The organism is uncultured Holdemanella sp., assembly GCF_958348295.1.
GTDB lineage: Bacteria > Bacillota_I > Bacilli_A > Erysipelotrichales > Erysipelotrichaceae > Holdemanella.
Genome location: NZ_CATVYQ010000025.1, coordinates 15,692 through 30,863 on the forward strand (window position 1 = coordinate 15,692; position 15,172 = coordinate 30,863).

At 34.8% G+C, this 15,172-nt stretch carries 15 protein-coding genes and 13 tRNA genes; 20 read left to right on the forward strand and 8 right to left on the reverse strand.

Going from position 1 to position 15,172, the window contains the following annotated elements:
• The first annotated feature begins 3 nt into the window (after positions 1-3).
• Both rpoC and Q3907_RS05960 read left to right on the forward strand, forming a co-directional pair.
• Entirely contained in the window at positions 4-3,897 is a 3,894-nt protein-coding gene (gene rpoC / locus Q3907_RS05955; protein ID WP_301897651.1) for a DNA-directed RNA polymerase subunit beta', read from the forward strand.
• A gap of 48 nt (positions 3,898-3,945) precedes the next feature.
• Entirely contained in the window at positions 3,946-4,233 is a 288-nt protein-coding gene (locus tag Q3907_RS05960) for a hypothetical protein (protein WP_301897652.1), read from the forward strand.
• Positions 4,234-4,243: 10 nt separating this feature from the next.
• Here the strand turns inward: Q3907_RS05960 and asnA are convergent, their stop codons facing one another.
• A complete protein-coding gene (asnA, locus tag Q3907_RS05965) occupies positions 4,244-5,251 on the reverse strand; it encodes an aspartate--ammonia ligase (protein WP_301897653.1) in 1,008 nt (335 codons plus the stop codon).
• A gap of 81 nt (positions 5,252-5,332) precedes the next feature.
• Between asnA and Q3907_RS05970 the strand changes: the two genes are divergently transcribed.
• From Q3907_RS05970 to Q3907_RS05995, 6 genes are all read left to right on the forward strand, one after another.
• Positions 5,333-6,118 carry a glycosyltransferase family 8 protein gene (locus Q3907_RS05970; RefSeq protein ID WP_301897654.1) on the forward strand — a complete coding sequence of 262 codons (786 nt, stop codon included), beginning with the start codon at positions 5,333-5,335 and terminating at the stop codon, positions 6,116-6,118.
• Positions 6,115-7,473, forward strand: coding sequence for a sodium-dependent transporter (locus Q3907_RS05975; protein WP_301897655.1), 1,359 nt, complete (start codon positions 6,115-6,117; stop codon positions 7,471-7,473). The genes Q3907_RS05970 and Q3907_RS05975 overlap by 4 nt, the downstream gene beginning before the upstream one ends.
• A gap of 11 nt (positions 7,474-7,484) precedes the next feature.
• Complete coding sequence (locus tag Q3907_RS05980; RefSeq protein ID WP_295645026.1) at positions 7,485-8,426, forward strand: L-lactate dehydrogenase; 942 nt, start codon at positions 7,485-7,487, stop codon at positions 8,424-8,426.
• 58 nt (positions 8,427-8,484) lie between these two features.
• Entirely contained in the window at positions 8,485-9,798 is a 1,314-nt protein-coding gene (locus tag Q3907_RS05985) for an MATE family efflux transporter (protein ID WP_295645052.1), read from the forward strand.
• Positions 9,799-9,849: 51 nt separating this feature from the next.
• The gene (locus Q3907_RS05990) at positions 9,850-10,059 is read left to right on the forward strand and encodes a hypothetical protein (RefSeq protein ID WP_003864747.1); all 210 of its coding nucleotides are present in this window, start codon (positions 9,850-9,852) and stop codon (positions 10,057-10,059) included.
• 98 nt (positions 10,060-10,157) lie between these two features.
• The gene (locus Q3907_RS05995) at positions 10,158-11,051 is read left to right on the forward strand and encodes an alpha/beta fold hydrolase (RefSeq protein ID WP_301897656.1); all 894 of its coding nucleotides are present in this window, start codon (positions 10,158-10,160) and stop codon (positions 11,049-11,051) included.
• Positions 11,052-11,105: 54 nt separating this feature from the next.
• Here Q3907_RS05995 and Q3907_RS06000 read toward each other — a convergent pair.
• The 7 genes from Q3907_RS06000 to Q3907_RS06030 all read right to left on the reverse strand — a co-directional run bounded on the left by Q3907_RS06000 (position 11,106) and on the right by Q3907_RS06030 (position 13,353).
• Positions 11,106-11,179: transfer RNA gene (locus tag Q3907_RS06000), tRNA-Gly, on the reverse strand.
• Positions 11,180-11,189: 10 nt separating this feature from the next.
• Positions 11,190-11,265 (reverse strand) — tRNA-Lys (locus Q3907_RS06005).
• Positions 11,266-11,270: 5 nt separating this feature from the next.
• Positions 11,271-11,346 (reverse strand) — tRNA-Thr (locus Q3907_RS06010).
• A gap of 7 nt (positions 11,347-11,353) precedes the next feature.
• Positions 11,354-11,429, reverse strand: a tRNA-Val gene (locus Q3907_RS06015).
• A gap of 12 nt (positions 11,430-11,441) precedes the next feature.
• Positions 11,442-12,083 carry a hypothetical protein gene (locus Q3907_RS06020; RefSeq protein WP_295647436.1) on the reverse strand — a complete coding sequence of 214 codons (642 nt, stop codon included), beginning with the start codon at positions 12,081-12,083 and terminating at the stop codon, positions 11,442-11,444.
• Positions 12,067-12,231, reverse strand: coding sequence for a hypothetical protein (locus Q3907_RS06025; protein WP_295647435.1), 165 nt, complete (start codon positions 12,229-12,231; stop codon positions 12,067-12,069). Before Q3907_RS06025 ends, Q3907_RS06020 begins: the two co-directional genes overlap by 17 nt.
• A gap of 153 nt (positions 12,232-12,384) precedes the next feature.
• Positions 12,385-13,353, reverse strand: a complete 969-nt coding sequence (locus Q3907_RS06030) for a rod shape-determining protein (protein WP_295647434.1) — start codon at positions 13,351-13,353, stop codon at positions 12,385-12,387.
• Between the two features lie 415 nt (positions 13,354-13,768).
• Here Q3907_RS06030 and Q3907_RS06035 point away from each other — a divergent pair, with 415 nt between their 5' ends.
• The 12 genes from Q3907_RS06035 to rpmJ all read left to right on the forward strand — a co-directional run.
• The gene (locus tag Q3907_RS06035; RefSeq protein ID WP_301897657.1) at positions 13,769-13,900 is read left to right on the forward strand and encodes a hypothetical protein; all 132 of its coding nucleotides are present in this window, start codon (positions 13,769-13,771) and stop codon (positions 13,898-13,900) included.
• Positions 13,901-13,938: 38 nt separating this feature from the next.
• Positions 13,939-14,014, forward strand: a tRNA-Val gene (locus tag Q3907_RS06040).
• 7 nt (positions 14,015-14,021) lie between these two features.
• Positions 14,022-14,105: transfer RNA gene (locus Q3907_RS06045), tRNA-Tyr, on the forward strand.
• Positions 14,106-14,110: 5 nt separating this feature from the next.
• A tRNA-Gln gene (locus Q3907_RS06050) sits at positions 14,111-14,186 on the forward strand.
• 6 nt (positions 14,187-14,192) lie between these two features.
• A tRNA-Gly gene (locus Q3907_RS06055) sits at positions 14,193-14,266 on the forward strand.
• Between the two features lie 30 nt (positions 14,267-14,296).
• Positions 14,297-14,372 (forward strand) — tRNA-Val (locus Q3907_RS06060).
• A 7-nt stretch (positions 14,373-14,379) separates the two neighbouring features.
• Positions 14,380-14,455 (forward strand) — tRNA-Thr (locus tag Q3907_RS06065).
• 5 nt (positions 14,456-14,460) lie between these two features.
• Positions 14,461-14,536: transfer RNA gene (locus tag Q3907_RS06070), tRNA-Lys, on the forward strand.
• A 10-nt stretch (positions 14,537-14,546) separates the two neighbouring features.
• A tRNA-Gly gene (locus Q3907_RS06075) sits at positions 14,547-14,620 on the forward strand.
• 43 nt (positions 14,621-14,663) lie between these two features.
• A tRNA-Tyr gene (locus Q3907_RS06080) sits at positions 14,664-14,747 on the forward strand.
• A gap of 141 nt (positions 14,748-14,888) precedes the next feature.
• Positions 14,889-15,107, forward strand: a complete 219-nt coding sequence (gene infA, locus Q3907_RS06085) for a translation initiation factor IF-1 (RefSeq protein WP_117573900.1) — start codon at positions 14,889-14,891, stop codon at positions 15,105-15,107.
• A gap of 14 nt (positions 15,108-15,121) precedes the next feature.
• The coding region (rpmJ, locus tag Q3907_RS10705; protein ID WP_217256559.1) for a 50S ribosomal protein L36 at positions 15,122-15,172 on the forward strand (51 nt) is incomplete at its 3' end.

Consider the following 15,172-nt stretch of genomic DNA (forward strand, 5'->3'; position numbering starts at 1 on the left):
AATATGAGTATTAACAATTTTGCCTCGATTCAGGTTCGCTTAGCGAGTCCAGAAACGATTTTGAAATGGAGTCATGGTGAAGTAACTAAGCCTGAGACAATTAACTATCGTTCACAAAAAGCTGAACGTGATGGTTTATTCTGCGAACGCATTTTCGGTCCAACTAAGGACTGGGAATGTGCTTGTGGTAAATATAAAAAAGTACGTTTTAAAGGTGTTGTATGTGACCGTTGTGGTGTAGAAATCACAAAGGCAAGCGTAAGACGTGAACGTATGGGTCACATCCATTTAGCTGCACCAGTAGCTCATATTTGGTATTTACGTGGTATTCCTAGCCGTATGGCATTGTTGTTGGATGTAACACCTAAACAATTAGAAGAAGTTGTATACTTTGTAAGTTACATCGTTACTGATCCAAAAGAATCTGGTTTAGCTTATAAACAAATTCTTTCTGAACGTGAATTCCGTGAAAACCAAGCTATTTATGGTTCAACAGGATTTACTGCTCAAACAGGTGCTGAAGCTGTACTTCGTCTATTGCAAGATGTAGATTTAGAATCTGAATATCAAGAAGTACAAGATGCTCTTGAAAAAGCACAAGGTGAAAAACGTAAAAAATTAATCAAACGTTTAGATACTATTAACGCATTCCGCAATAGTGAAAATATGCCAGAATGGATGATTCTGACTAACATTCCGGTAATACCACCTGATTTACGTCCAATGCTTCAATTGGATGGTGGTCGTTTTGCGACAAGTGATTTAAATGATTTATATCGTCGTGTTATCACTCGTAATAATCGTTTACGTAAATTATTAGAGTTGGGCACTCCTAATATCATTGTTCAAAATGAAAAACGTATGTTACAGGAATCTGTGGATGCTTTAATTGACAATGGACGTCGTTCAAAACCGATTACAGGTGCGGGTGGACGTGCATTAAAATCATTGTCTCACTCATTAAAGGGTAAACAAGGTCGTTTCCGTCAAAACTTATTAGGTAAGCGTGTTGACTTCTCTGGTCGTTCTGTAATTGCCGTAGGACCAGATTTGAAGATGTACCAATGTGGTATTCCTCGTGAAATGGCAGTAAACTTGTTTAAACCATTTATTATTAATGAAATTGTAAACCAAGGATTGGCTCAAAATCCTAAAAATGCAGAAAAATTAATCGAACGTCGCGATCCACGTATCTGGGATGTTGTTGAAACAGTAATTGATGGATATCCAGTATTGATGAACCGTGCACCTACACTACACCGTTTAGGTATTCAGGCTTTCTTGCCTAAATTGGTTGAAGGACGTGCAATGCGTCTTCACCCACTAGTATGTACAGCGTTCAATGCCGACTTCGATGGTGACCAGATGGCCATCCACGTTCCATTAGGAGAAGAAGCTCGTGCCGAAGCATTAGTTATGATGTTAGGTTCCCACAATATCTTAGGTCCTAAAGATGGTAAGCCAATTGTTACACCAGGACAGGATATGGTTATGGGTAATTTCTATTTAACAATGGAAGAAACGAAAGATGAATTCTTTGCAGAAGCTAAACACTACGAAGAAGTTGGTTGCCCATTAGAAGCTGCTCACTGGCACCGTTTTGGTGAAAGTGAAGGTCATGTATATACAGACGAAGATGAAGTCATGATGGCTTATCAGTCAAAACAAGTTCACCTTCACACTCGTATCGCATTGCCTGTATGCAACATGCATAAAACTTCATTTGATGAAAAACATAAAAATGATTATTTAATTACAACTGTTGGAAAGATCGTATTCAACTCAATGTTCCCTGAAGATTTCCCTTATATCAATGAGGTTAGTAAGGAAAACTTTGTAAGTACTCCTGACAAATATTTTGTTTCTCCAGGACAAAACATTAAAGAATATATTGAAGCTATGCCTTTAGTTGATGCCGTTAAGAAAAAAGATTTAGGTAAAGTTATTGCCGAAGTCTTCAAGCGTTATGATGCTGATCAAACAGCTGAAATTCTTGACCAAATCAAATCATTAGGATTTGAATATTCAACAGTAGCTGGTATTACAGTTGCCTTATCAGATATCGAAGTGGCTCCTCACAAAGATGAATATATCGATGAGGGTCGTGTTAAAGCCGATCAATTAAAACACTTACAACGTAAGGGTATGCTGACAATGGAAGAATGGGAACGTCACTTATCTAAGATGTGGGATGATCAAAAAGATAAGATTGTTACATCATTGATGAAAAACTTACCTCGTAAAAACCCAATTAACATGATGGCGACTTCTGGTGCCCGTGGTAACGCGTCAAACTTTACGCAGCTAGCTGGTATGCGTGGTTTAATGGCTAAGCCAGGTCACGCCAAAGCGGGTGCAGGCGAATATGTTCCAACTATCATAGAAGTTCCTATTTACTCTTGTTTCCGTGAAGGATTGAACGTAAGTGAGTTCTTTATCTCTACTCACGGTGTGCGTAAAGGTTTAACTGATACTGCCTTGAAGACTGCCGAATCTGGTTACTTAACTCGTCGTCTGGTTGATGTTGCACAAGATGTAATTATCAAAGAAGATGATTGTGGTACAGATAAGGGTTACTGGATTGAAACTTTAATGGATCGCAAGACAAATTCTGTTATCGAACCATTACAAGATCGTTTAGTTGGTCGTTATTCAAAACAAGATGTAACAGATCCAAAAACTGGTGAGTTAATTATTGCGAGTGATGAGTTTATCACAGATGAACTTGCAAAGAAAATTGTAGATGCTGGTGTTACAGGTATGTATATCCGTTCTGTATTTACATGTAAATCTCGTTTAGGTATTTGTCGTAAATGTTATGGACGTAACATGGCTACTGGTAAAGACGTTGAAGTTGGTGAAGCTATTGGTATTATGGCTGCCCAATCAATTGGTGAACCAGGTACACAGTTAACAATGCGTACATTCCATACAGGTGGTGTTGCCGGTGCTGGTGCAGAAGATATCACTCAAGGTTTGCCTCGTGTTGAAGAATTGTTCGAAGCTCGTTGTCCAAAAGGTGTTGCGGTAATTGCTCAGATTTCTGGTGAAATCACTTCAATCGAACGTATTGAAGGAACAATGCGCCAAGAAGTCATTATCACAAATGAACATGAAAGTGTTTCTCATAAAATTAATGCAAACCAATCAATGCGTCCATGGGTTCAAATTGGAGCTAAGATTGAAGCTGGTGTTGCATTAACTGAAGGTCCATTAGACCCAAAAGAATTATTGCGTGTTGCTGGTGTCCGTGAAGTTCAAGATTATATCTTAAAAGAAGTTAAGAAAGTATACCAGAGCCAAGGTATCGAAATTAGCGATAAGCACTTGGAAGTAATGATTAAACAGATGATGAAGAAAGTAATCGTTGTAGATAGTGGAGATACAGATTTAAATGTTGGTGTTCAATTATCACTTAACAACATCACAAAAATCAACCGTGATGCATTATTAAGCGGAAAAACTCCAGCTACTTTCAAACCTGTATTACTAGGTATTTCTAAATCTTCAGTTGAAACAGATTCTTTCTTATCTGCCGCTTCGTTCCAGGAAACAACAAAGGTTCTTACAGATGCGACAATTAAAGGTAAAGTTGACCATTTAATTGGTTTGAAAGAAAATGTTATCATTGGTAAATTGATACCTGCAGGTACAGGATGTCAAGGTGATCGTCCTCAAAATGAAATCGTTGCAGCTAAAGCAAAAGAGCTTCGTGAAAAACGTATTGCACGTATGAATGAAGTTCATAATGAAAATTCTGAAAAATTTGATAAATTAGTATCAGGATCAGACGATAGAGAAGTGATGGAAAATGTAGAATCATCTGTAGAAGAATCAATTCTACAAGATGCAGAAACTACAGATAATGGATCAATTGATATTCAATCAGAAGAATAAAATATAAGGAGTAGGTGAATACCTATTCCTTTTCTTTAGGAGAAAAAGATGATAAAATATTTTAATTTAGGTAGAGCTTATTATACATATTTAAAAAACAGCACAAAGAAAAATCAGTGTACAGTAAGTGTAATATGTGATGATATTGATATAAAACACAATATTATGGATGGTTTATTGTTTGATGGCGCATTTATTTATGATGGACAACAAGAAGGTGTAGATGGAGCTATTACAGTTTGTGCTGGAAATATTACAGTGAATGGATGCGAAGTATCTGATTTAGAATATGGGGATTATGTATCCAATCCAAATGGTACGACAATAAAAAAGTAGGACGATTGTCCTACAAGATTTGAATATTATTTTTTAAGCATGCATCAATCATGTCTTGCGGCCATAAGCTTGCTTGGACTTCTCCAATGTGTGCTTTTTTTAGTAGCAACATACAAAGTCTTGATTGCCCAATGCCTCCACCTATAGTATATGGTAATTTTTTATTAAGAATTGCTTTATGGAATGGAAGTTCACATCGATCTAAGCAGTTCTCTTTTTTTAATTGTTCAAATAAAGTATCTTCATCCACACGAATACCCATTGAAGAAATTTCAAGAGCACTTTGTAGAGGCTCATACCAGAATAGAATATCGCCATTTAAATTCCAATCATCATAATCTGGTGCACGACCATCATGCTTTTCATTATTTGATAATTTATCACCAATTTGCATCACAAATACACAGCCATGTTCTTTTGTGATGGCATTTTCTCTTTCTTTTGAATTTAAATTTGGATACTTATCCAATAGTTCCTGCGTTGTGATAAAGAAAATATCATCAGGCAAATGATTCACAGCCTGAGGATATTTGTACCATACTTCATGTTCCATATGTTTAATGACTTTAAAAATCGTACGAACATGCTCTTCGAGTGTTTGTTGGGTACGCTCATTTTTAGAAATGATTTTTTCCCAGTCCCATTGATCGACATATGTAGAGTGAAAGTTATCTAATTCTTCATCTTTACGAATGGCATTCATATTTGTGTATAGGCCTTCATGTAGCTTAAAACCATATTTCTTCAAAGCCATACGTTTCCATTTTGCCAAAGAGTGTACAACTTCTAATTGTTCACCAGGCAATTCTTTCATAGTAAAAGATACGGGTTTTTCTGTACCATTTAAATTGTCGTTTAAACCAGAACTTTGTGTTACGTATAAAGGGGCAGAAATTCTAGAAAGATTTAACTCCTTACCAAATTCATATTGAAATGTATCACGAATATATTTAATGGCTTCTTGTGTTTCTCTAACAGTTAATACTGGATCGTAGTTTTCGGGTATAATAAGTTTCATATTATCATCTTCTCCTTAATGTAAGTATTGTATCATATTTTATGAAAAGATTTTCAATTAATTTTGTGATAAAATCATTTTATGAACATTTTATTTTCAATTAACGCAAAATTCATAGGTTTGACAAAGACGTGTATACAATCCATCGTTCGTTTTGATAAGAATATTGATTTCTATATTCTGCATCATGATTTGAATCAAGAACATATGGATGATTTAAGAAATTCTTTTTTAGGATGTACATTTCATTTTATTGAAGTAAAGGAAAAAGTGTTTAAAGAATTTCCTATTTCATCTAGATATCCATTAGAAATATATTATCGATTATTCGCATCGGATTTATTGCCGGATACATTGGATCGAATTCTATATTTAGATGTGGATATTGTGGTGATTCAAAGTTTAAAGGAATTGTATAATATGGATTTTGAAGACAATCTTTATATCGCATGTAGTCATGTAAGTGAGAATATGACACATTTAAATGCGAAAAGATTAGGGTTAAATGAAGATGTTCCATATATCAATACTGGGGTTTTATTGATGAATCTAGTTGCGTTACGTAAACAATTGAATAAGCAAGATATCTTAAATTATGTGAATACATACAAGAAAAAACTTGTACTTTTTGATCAAGATGTATTAACTGCATTATATGGAGATAAAACGAAACTTGTGGATTATCGTAAATATAATTTGAGTGAAAGAATGATGAATTTCTATAATTTAAGAAACCCAAGAAATAAGATGGATTTGGATTGGGTGAAACAAAATAGTGTAATTATTCATTATTGTGGAAGAATGAAACCTTGGAATGGAAGGTATATGGGTTGTTTAGATTGTTTTTATAGGGAGATAACAGGATGAGGGATAGGTTTTCAAATCGTTTAGGATTTATTTTAATTAGTGCAGGATGCGCAATTGGAATTGGCAATGTTTGGCGCTTTCCATATATTGTAGGACAATATGGAGGAGCTGCTTTTGTCTTGATTTATTTATTTTTTCTAGTCATATTAGGATTGCCCGTTATGGTTATGGAGTATTCAGTAGGTCGTGCAAGTCAAAAAAGTGCAGCCCTTTCTTTTGATGTATTAGAGCCAAAAGGTACGAAGTGGCATTTTATGAAATATGTTGCTATGGCAGGAAACTATATATTGATGATGTTTTATACTTCGGTTTGTGGTTGGTTATTCTATTATTTCTATAAGATGTTGATAGGGGATTTTAATAGCTTAAACGCAAGTCAAATTAATGATGAGTTTGGTTTGATGTTGTCAAATCCTTTAGTTCAGGTTGGCATGATGTTTCTAGTTGTATGTATTGGCTTTTTCATTTGTTCAAAAGGTTTGCAGAACGGTGTTGAAAAAGTATCAAAGTATATGATGTTGTGTTTATTGGCGTTGATGCTTATATTAGCAGTACGTTCACTTATTTTGCCAGGAGCCATGGCTGGTGTTAAATTTTACTTATTGCCTGATTTTTCAAAGATGCAAAATATATCAGAAGTCGTATTTGCGGCTATGGGGCAAGCTTTCTTTACTTTGAGTTTAGGTATTGGTGCCATTGCGATATTTGGCAGCTATGTTGATAAAAGTAAGAAATTAACTTCAGAAGCGATTACGGTTGTGTGTTTAGATACATTTGTCGCATTGGTTGCAGGCTTTATTGTGATTCCGGCATGTTTTGCATATAACGTGGATCCTGGGCAAGGTCCTGGATTGATTTTTCAGACATTACCTAATATCTTTGCGAATATGCAATTTGGAAATGTGTGGGGAGCTTTGTTCTTCTTATTTTTAAGTTTTGCGGCATTAACTACAATTATTGCGGTATTTGAAAATATTATCACTATGACAATGGAATGGACAGGATGGTCTCATTCAAAAACCATCAAAGTAAGTTTTGTACTTATCTTTGTTCTATCTTTACCTTGTGCATTGGGATTTAATGTGTTGTCTTTTATTCAACCATTAGGTGCTGGTACAACGATTCAGGATTTAGAAGATTTTATTGTATCGAATAATTTATTGCCTTTAGGATCACTTTGTTATGTATTGTTTTGTACATCTAAATATGGATGGGGATTTAAAAATTTTTTAAAGGAAGCCAATTGTGGTGAGGGAATCTCTTTTCCTAAACAAGTAGGTTTCTATGTTTCGTATATCATTCCTGTAATTATTTTGGTAATATTTATACAGGGATATATCTCTAAATTTTTGTAGGAGGAGCCATTATGATTAAAAAAAGAAAAGTAGTAATTGTTGGTGCGGGAAATGTTGGAGCAAGTACAGCTTTTTGCATGATCAACCAAGGAATTTGTGATGAAATTGTTTTAATTGATATGAATACAGAAAGAGCCAAAGGAGAAACTTTGGATATGATTCATAGTATTGCCTTTATGAATCGTAATATGCAGATTAAATTAGGGGATTATACAGATTGTAAAGATGCTGATGTTTTAGTGATTACAGCTAGTGCTCCAATGGGCAAGGAAAATGATCGTTTAGTGGCTTTAAAATCAAGTTCTAAGATTGTGACAAGCATTGTATCGAGTGCTATGGAAAATGGTTTTAATGGCTTTATTGTAGTTGTATCGAATCCAGTGGATATTATGACTTATGTGGCTTATAAAGTTTCTGGTTTACCAGCAAATCAAATTATTGGATCGGGTACATTACTTGATTCAGCACGTTTACAATGCCATATTGCCGATTGTATTGATGTAGATACAAAGAGTATTCATGCGTATGTTTTAGGTGAACATGGAGATAGTGAAATGATTCCATGGAGTACAGTTCGTGTTGGTGGTAAAGATATTTATCAAATCATTAAAGATAATCCAACTCGTATGAATGAGGGAATGTTTGATAGTATTCATGAAGCTGTAAAGAAAGATGGTTGGGAAATCTTTAACCGTAAAGGAAATACATGTTATGGTATTGCCGCAAGTACAACACGTATTGTTCGTGCTTTGATGTTTAATGAATCTGTAGTACTTCCTGTTTCTACTTATTTAGATGGTCAATATGGACAAGATGGTGTATTTACTAGTGTTCCTGCCGTTTTGGATGCGACTGGTGTCAAAGAGGTTGTTGAGATTGAAATGACAAAAGAAGAAAAAGAACAGTTTGACTCTTCTTGTAGTCATCTACAAAGTTTTTACAAGGAAGTTTAAACTTCCTTTTCTTTTAGTAACATAGGAGGTGTTAGGGTTGGCACAAGGACAAAAGTTAATGACATCGGGCTCGATTCCTAAACAGATGGTTTTCTTTGCGCTACCTATTTTATTAGGAAATTTGTTTCAACAGTTATACAATACGGTGGATTCATTGATTGTTGGAAACTTTTTAGGAAGCCAGGCTCTTGCGGCTGTAAGTTCAAGCGGAAATATTATATTTTTGATGATTGGTTTCTTTAATGGTGTCGCGATTGGTGCAGGTGTAGTCATATCACGATATTTTGGAGCAAGAGAAATAGAACGTATGCAGAATGCAATCCATACAACAGTTGCATTTGGATTGATCGTAAGTTTTATTATGACACTTGTAGGTATCTTTTTTACGCCTACATTGCTTCAATGGATGGGAACACCAGAAAGTGTAATGGATGCGTCTGTGACTTATTTTAAAATTTATTTTTTAGGTTCCTTTGGATCCATTATGTATAATTTTTTTGTAGGTATTTTACAGGCAGTAGGTGATAGTAAGCATTCACTATATTATTTGATTATTTCAAGTGTAGTAAATATTGTATTGGACTTATTTTTTATTGCGTTTCTTAAAATGGGTGTAGGATCTGCTGCTTTAGCTACAATCATCTCACAGTATATTTCAGCGGGTCTATGCCTATATTTATTGTTGACGACAAAGGGAACACATCGTATTGTTCTTTCTGAGATAAAGATTCATAAAGAACTTCTAGGGGAAATCTTAAAATATGGCTTGCCTAGTGGATTTCAGAATTCCATTATTGGACTAGCTAATGTAGTTGTTCAATCGAATATCAACTCTTTTGGTGATATGGCCATGGCTGGTTGTGGTGCTTATTCAAAAATTGAAGGTTTTGCGTTCTTGCCAATTACTAGTTTTACAATGGCACTTACGACTTTTGTTGGACAAAATCTAGGAGCTCGTCAATATGATCGTGTTTTAAAGGGTGCTAAATTTGGTATGATTTGTTCGATGACTTTGGCGGAAATCATTGGTGTAATTATTTTTGTGTTTGGCTCTCAATTTATTGCAGCCTTTGATGCGACACCAGAGGTTATTCGGTTTGGTACATTACGAGGACAGACAAGTGCATTCTTCTTTTGTTTATTAGCCTATTCACATTGTGTATCGGCTATCTTAAGAGGAGCAGGTAAATCCATGATTCCGATGATTGTTATGCTTGTGTGTTGGTGCTTCGTGCGTGTTGCAGGCCTTACAGTTATGGGTATGTTAGTACATAATATATGGTGTGTATATTGGATCTATCCAATTACTTGGTCTTTATCAAGTATTACTTTCTTTATGTATTATCATAGGGTAGATTGGCTTCACGCATAAATTTGACAACAGGATTTAATAAGTGATAGACTTATATCGAGGTAGATAACTATGAAATCAATGTTAGAAGAATTAAAAGATGTAAAAATTAAAAAGCATACAGTTACATCTATTGAATATGATTGCAAGTCTGAAGAAAAAGAGGATGAAGTATTTGATCAAGTTCATAATATTGTCACAAATCATTTAGATGACTTCGCAAAGATTACTTTTGATGTGGAAGCAGATCACAAAGTAAAAGTAGAAATTAGTGAAAACTAGTTAGACCATTAAAAATGGTCTTTTTTTTTGATTTGTCTAGTTGAAATAATTATATATTTGATACAATTAAATCAAGAAAGAAATGTGGGTACTATAATATGATAATTAAAAAAATTACATCAAAGCAAGATGGATTAAAGTTAGAGATTGCGATAATGGAGTGTAAAAATCCAAAAGGAATTGTACAGTTTTCACATGGGATGGCGGAGCATAAAGAGCGTTATTTTGATTTTATGCAGTATTTAAATGAAAGAGGCTATATTTGTGTGATTCATGATCATAGAGGACATGGTGGTAGTGTAAAATCAAAGAATGATTATGGATATTTCTATACTGAAAATGCGGATTATATTGTGGATGATTTATTCCAGGTGACTGAGTACGTACGTGATATGTATCCTGGATTAGAGGTAACGTTATTTAGTCATAGTATGGGTACATTGGTAGCTCGTTGTTACTTAAAAAAATATGACAATTATATTCGTCGCTTGATTTTGTGTGGTCCTCCTACAGAAAATTCGGCTGCTAGTTTTGCGGTTGGATTGGCAAAAATAATAAAACCTTTCTTTAAAGAAAAGAAAGGCAATAGTTTATTAAATAAGATGGCTTTTGCGGGATATGAATCGGGGAATCGTTGGTTGAGTAAAAATCCAGAGAATGTAGATCAATATGAAGCGGATGAATTGTGTGGCTTTTTGTTTACAACAAATGGTTTTATAAACTTATTTCAATTGATGGTTAAAGCATTTGATAAAAAGGATTGGAAGGTGACAAATAGTGAATTGCCAATCTTGATGATTGCAGGTCAAGAAGATCCGGTTATTCAGAATAAGGATAAATTTGAACAGTTGAAACAATTTTTAATGGGGGTTGGATATAAAAATGTATCTAGTAAATTGTATCCGACTTTAAAGCATGAAATCTTAAATGAAAAAGAGAATCAAAGGATTTATGAAGATGTATATGCGTTTATAAATGATGCCAAGGAGTAGGTCCTTGGCATTTTTGATATAAAAAAACTCGCATTTGCGAGTTAATATTTTACATGGAGCAGGTGATGAGAATCGAACTCACGTAGTCAGCTTGGAAGGCTGAAGTTCTACCATTGAACTACACCTGCATAATATAAGTGGTGACCCGTGGGCGATTCGAACGCCCGACCCTTTGATTAAAAGTCAAATGCTCTACCAACTGAGCTAACGGGTCACAAGTGGTGCCGACTATAGGAATTGAACCCACAACCTACTGATTACAAGTCAGTTGCTCTACCAATTGAGCTAAGTCGGCATTTTAATGGTGGAGGTTAACGGACTCGAACCGCTGACCCTCTGCTTGTAAGGCAGATGCTCTCCCAACTGAGCTAAACCTCCGTAAGTGCCTATTTATAATAGCACTGAGTTAAAATAAATGCAAGCACTTTTTGTAAAAATTATTTGAATTTTAAATTTGTTTAAAATCATAGCTAAAATAATGGATGAAACGACGATGATCAATGTTTCTTTTGTGCCTTTATATAAGATTACAACTAGGAATACATAAAGTAAAAAGTTTAATATTGTAGTGTTTGATATCGTGTTTTCTGTATACGTGAAGCATGTACTAAAGAGAATGGCTAAAAGAAGGGTTGATAGAATCCATCCTTTTGAATCTGATTGATTGGCTGACCATACTAAATAACTAAAGATTGTCCAAATCAGTGTGAATACGATCCATGTTAAAAACATTTCTTTTGGCATAGTATGTGTAAGGATTATTGAGAATAGACAATAACTTACAAAACAAACGATGTTGAATAGTGTTGTATTTAATGTTGCTGTTTTTTCAGAATGAGAATATAGAGCGATAATACCGTTTATAAAGATCCATAGTGGCAAGTTTGATAATAGTTTGGTTGGATCAAAATATACTATAAATGGCTTAATGAATTCTATGCTTACTGGTACAAAGGATAAGAACGCCATTACGATTGCCGTTAGGATGATAGAAATAGTGAATATCCAATTGTTGTTATTTCTTTTTTTCATTTTGATTTACCTTTTTTGAATAGATGATCGCAATAAATAAAAATAAGATACCTATATATAAGAATGTATATGTAAGATTATAAGCGAATATAAATAAGCAGATGGCTGCAATTAGATATAAGATCGATGATACAATATTCTTGTTCATAAAGTGTCCTCCTAATGGAACAAATTATATCACACAAAAAGAAAAACTCCCATTGGGAGCTTTTGAAACAGCAATAAGAGAAAAGGGAATGGGATATGAAGGGTGTCTTGCTGTTTTCTGATTATATATTAAGAGTCGATTCTTAAATTTAACTTAATCTTCCATACGTGATAATAAAATCATGAGCCCAGCAGAAACAGTATTTAGTGGATCATCTGTGACAAAAATTGGACAGCCAACAGTATTTTGTAGATAGGTTGGTAGTCCATTTAGTAACATGGATCCTCCGCAACAGATAATTCCTCGCGTTTTCACGTCTTGCTGCATTGTAATTGGTAAGCTTGATAAAAAATGTAGAATCCAATTTGTCCATTGCTGTACAAGTGGAGCTAGAACGCCGACAATTTGATTTTCATTGATGATCACCGCTTTTAATACGTGACTATTTTTATCCATACCAACAATTTCAAGGCTTCTTGGATTTTGTTGAATGTTGACCTGACCAAGTTTTCGTTTAATTTTTTCAATTTGTTTATTAGAAACGTTGATATTGTAGGAATTTGTTAGCCAATTTTTGAGGGCCATATTAATTGTAATGCCTGAAACGTTACAACGTGCTTTCTTTTCCATTTTGCCATTTAAGAATAGGGCAATATCACAATTGGCAGATCCTATATTTAATACGCAGCTTGCGACAGGTAAGAAAAGGTCGAGTTTAGCTCCGATGGCTGCAATCCAAATTTCTTGTTCAAAATAAACACGATATGCACCTAGTTCTTCTAAATGCTCTTTTAATATTTCACAGGATTCTTCACTAAAGTTAGTAGGATAGCTAACTAATAAAGTTGTTTTTTGGAACATTTTAAAGGCTTTGTGTTCATATAGTAATTGTTCTAATAAAATATCAAGCGCATCAAAGTTAATTGGGCTTTCACGTAATGGTGAAATGACTTTTATGTCTGGGTCCATAGAACCGATTAAATCTTTAGCGTCTTCCCCAATACCTAGCACATGGTTTTGCTTATCAAGGGCGACCATGCAAGGTTCGTTGTATAGTAATCCGTCTTCTTGTGTGCATAGACGAATATAGTTAGTTCCTAAATCAATTCCCATACGAATCATGGTAAAACCTCCTAATAATATATATAATATATGACTTTATTTTACACCAGGTTAAATTGTGATACAATATGTTCGCATTCCTACGTATACAGATGAATAATATTGAGATTGATAATATAAAAGAGATTTCACTTTTAGTTGTAATGGATTCAATAAAATTAAATAAAACGGTGGTTTATCATGATTTATTTTTATTGTGGAGCCAGGCTTTTGAAAATATGGATATACCTATATATATGGTTTTTCCAGATCATAAGGATGAGTTGTATAGTTTTTATCGTTTTATAATACGGATATACATTATATTTCAGATGTCGGGTTTATAAACCAATTGGGTTGTGCACAAGAAAAAAATGTTTTTGGAAAAAAATATAAGGTAATATCACCTAGAATGTATATAATCTATAATGAAAAATTGATTGAAGAACAAAAAAGAATAAATAATAAATCGATTAAAAAGCTTTATATAAAGGCATTAGAATTGAAATTTGAAAAATTTATAAAAAAAATTAAAAATTCCGTTGACATACCTAATATCCTTTGGTAATATAAATGAGCGCAAACGAGTTTGCGATGAAAAAACATGGAGGTTTAGCTCAGTTGGGAGAGCATCTGCCTTACAAGCAGAGGGTCAGCGGTTCGAGTCCGTTAACCTCCACCATGTTGATGGAGAAGTAGCGAAGTGGCTAAACGCGGCTGACTGTAACTCAGTTCCTTTTGGTTCGGCAGTTCGAATCTGTCCTTCTCCACCACTCATTGGGGTATAGCCAAGCGGTAAGGCACAGGACTTTGACTCCTGCATTTCCCTGGTTCGAATCCAGGTACCCCAGCCATCATTTGCAGGTGTAGTTCAATGGTAGAACTTCAGCCTTCCAAGCTGACTACGTGAGTTCGATTCTCATCACCTGCTCCATTAATTTTATCCCTTTGTATGGCAAGTTTTGGAGGTTTAGCTCAGTTGGGAGAGCATCTGCCTTACAAGCAGAGGGTCAGCGGTTCGAGTCCGTTAACCTCCACCATTAAAATGCCGACTTAGCTCAATTGGTAGAGCAACTGACTTGTAATCAGTAGGTTGTGGGTTCAATTCCTATAGTCGGCACCACTTGTGACCCGTTAGCTCAGTTGGTAGAGCATTTGACTTTTAATCAAAGGGTCGGGCGTTCGAATCGCCCACGGGTCACCACTTATATTATGCAGGTGTAGTTCAATGGTAGAACTTCAGCCTTCCAAGCTGACTACGTGAGTTCGATTCTCATCACCTGCTCCATTTTATTAATAACAATCAATAGATTGTTTTTTTTTTTAAAGATGGAGAAGTAGCGAAGTGGCTAAACGCGGCTGACTGTAACTCAGTTCCTTTTGGTTCGGCAGTTCGAATCTGTCCTTCTCCACCACTTGAATGTAACACAACTTAATAAAGTTGTGTTTTTTTTAATTTATACTTGGATATTTATCGGTTTTTTGTTAAAATGGTAAATGGCATTTTATGCCTGACATCATTTCATTTTTTTGATAGAAGGAGGAGTGTAGGATTCATGGCTAAACAAGATATGATCGAAATTGATGGTATCGTAGTTGACACTTTACCCAATGCAGCTTTTAAAGTAAAATTGGAGAACGGACACGAAATTCTAGCTCACGTTTCTGGTAAAATCCGTATGCACCACATTCGCATTTTACCAGGTGATCGTGTTACCGTTGAAATTTCACCGTATGACTTAACACGTGGGCGTATAACATTTAGACGCAAATAAGGAGACGATTAAAGATGAAAGTAAGACCATCTGTTAAACCAATCTGCGACAAGTGTCGAGTAATT